Consider the following 2,394-nt stretch of genomic DNA (forward strand, 5'->3'; position numbering starts at 1 on the left):
TCGGCGCGCAGTGCGGGGACCGTGTGAGTGACGGGCACTCCGACGGGGAATGCCCCTCCCCCCGCGTTCGACCGCTTCTCGATCAGACGCTCGCGCTTGGCGAGCCGCACGGCCTTCTGCTCGTGGACGTCCTCGTCGGTGGAGGGGTCGGTCGATGCCGATTCGGGCGCGGGCGACGCGTCAGTCATGTGGGGGGCTCCTTGGAAGTCCCTCCCAGTTTACCGAGGCGGCGTGACGCCATCGGTCGCGTGCTGGGTAGCCTCGGAGAATGGCCCACACACGGATCCTCCGCGCGTTCGCTGCACTCCCCCTCGCCCTCGTGGCGGCCTTCACCCCGGCTGCGGCGTTCGCGACGTCAGCCGAGCACGCCGCTCACGCCGCAGCCGGTCCGATCCGCGCCGCCACGACCGATGTCGACGACTTCTCCTACAGTTCCTGGGACGCGGCGTACGAGGTCGGGCTCGATGACGACGGCCGCGCGCGGATGCGTGTGACGGAGACGCTCGTGGCGAGTTTCCCCGACGCCGACCAGAATCACGGCATCGTCCGGGGGCTCGCGACCTCGTACGAAGGGGCCAGCACGGAGACGACGGTACTGTCCGTGACCGACGGGAACGGCGCGGAGGTGCCCTACGAGACGGACGAGGAGGACGGTCTCCTCTACGTGCTCACGGGCAACGACGACGACTTCGTCCGGGGTCTCACCACGTACGTGATCGAGTGGGAGATGCGCGATGTGATCCTGGCGACGAAGCCCTCTGCGGGATCGTCGGCTCCTCCCGCGGACGAGTTCTACTGGGACCTGCTGCCGCTCGACAGCACGCAGTCCATCGATCGCTTCCGTGCTGACGTCACGCTCGACTCCTCCTTGAGCGCTGCGCTCAACGGGGCCACGCGCTGCTACACCGGTCCCTCCGGCTCGAAGGACGAGTGCGAGCTGGACGGTCCGATCGCGGACGGGCGCGATGTGACGTTCCGCGTCGAATCGGGAGCCCGTCCTGCCGGCGACGGGGTGACCGTCGCCATCGGCTTCGACGCCGGTACGGTCACCCAGCCTCTCGCCCGCACCCCCGACCCCGTGGCGGACGTCACCCCGATCGTCGCCGCCGTCGGCGCGCTCGGGCTCTCGGTCGGCAGCTGGGTGGCCGTCTCGGCCTTCACCCGGAGACGCCGAAGGGCGACCGGAATCGTGGTCGCCCAGTACGACGTGCCGGATTCACTGCCTCCCCTGCTGGCCGCCGCCGTGGTGCCCGGCGCCAAGGACGTGATCCCCTCGGAGATCGTGCACCTGGCCGTCCGCGGCACGCTGCGCATCGAGGAGGGGGCGGAGGAGGAGGAGCCCCGGTTGCGTCGGCTCCCCGGAACGCGACTTCCCGACCAGCTCGACGTCGAGGCCCTGGATGCCCTCTTCACCGACGCGGACGGCGAGGGTGTGGTCGACCTGCCCACCGCCGATGAGACGTTCGCCGCGCGGATGACCGCCCTGGAGCAACGCGGGACGATCGAGGCGCAGAAGCGCGGGCTCACCGAGAAGGCGCGCAGTCGGGCGGCCGTGATCCTGCAGTGGTGTGCGATCGGCATCGCGGTCATCGGTCTGGCGTTCGGGATCTGGAGCGCGGCCAGCGGGCGGCTCTCCGCGATCCCGGCGCTCGTGGTGATCTCCTTCGGCGCTTTCCTGGTGCTGCTCTCCAGCATCTACGGCTTCTCGAAGCACACGGTGCTCACGGCCGAAGGCGCCCGCACCTACGAGTACCTGCGCGGCGTCGAGGAGTTCATCCGCGTCGCGGACGCCGACCGCCTGCGCATGCTGCAGTCCTACAGCGGGGCCGAACGTCGAGCAGACGGCACCGCCGACGTCATCCACATCTACGAGCGCCTCCTCCCCTACGCCATCCTCTTCGGCATGGAGGACGAATGGGGCGAGGTGCTTGAGAAGGCGTACACGCGTGCACAGCACGGCGCCACCTGGATCGGCGACCCGACCTCGTTCGTGCTGCGCGCGCAGCTCGCCTCGTTCGTGGCCTCGTCGCACTCGGCGGCGACCTACTCGGCGCCGTCGACGGGGTCCTCGTCCAGCGCGGGCGGGTCCTTCGGCGGCGGATTCTCCGGTGGCGGGGGCGGCGGGGGCTTCTCGGGCGGACGATGACACGGCGGCTTCCCGCACCCTGCGCTGAGACGCGGCGGGAACCGCTCAGATCAACGGCGGAACGTCGGAGGCTTCGCGCAATGCTCTCTCGACGGTCGACTGCACGAGCGCCGAGAGATAGCCTCCGGGGTTCTCCACACCGATCTGCCGCAGTCGCTCGGTCGACTGACCGATGATCGACCGCGAGAACTCCGTGGCCGTCGCGATGGCATCCGCATAGGCGGGACGATCCGCTTCCGCGATCACCA

At 70.0% G+C, this 2,394-nt stretch carries 1 protein-coding gene and 2 pseudogenes; 1 reads left to right on the forward strand and 2 read right to left on the reverse strand.

Annotation, left to right across the window (positions count from 1 at the left end):
- Positions 1-188 (reverse strand): annotated as a pseudogene (locus DSP71_RS23295) (lysine--tRNA ligase); the annotation flags it as partial.
- 80 nt (positions 189-268) lie between these two features.
- Between DSP71_RS23295 and DSP71_RS06995 the strand changes: the two are divergent.
- On the forward strand, positions 269-2,146 hold the full coding sequence (locus DSP71_RS06995) for a DUF2207 family protein (protein ID WP_113680720.1): 1,878 nt from the start codon (positions 269-271) through the stop codon (positions 2,144-2,146).
- 45 nt (positions 2,147-2,191) lie between these two features.
- Here DSP71_RS06995 and DSP71_RS23300 read toward each other — a convergent pair.
- Positions 2,192-2,394: pseudogene (locus DSP71_RS23300) on the reverse strand (DUF2520 domain-containing protein); the annotation flags it as partial.

Origin of the sequence: Microbacterium sp. H6 (assembly GCF_003314775.1) — a bacterium.
Lineage (GTDB): Bacteria > Actinomycetota > Actinomycetes > Actinomycetales > Microbacteriaceae > Microbacterium > Microbacterium oxydans.

Bases quoted from the DNA above. Each gene is read 5' to 3' on its own strand.
- DSP71_RS06995 (WP_113680720.1), top strand. From the start codon at position 269: ATGGCCCACACACGGATCCTCCGCGCGTTCGCTGCACTCCCCCTCGCC.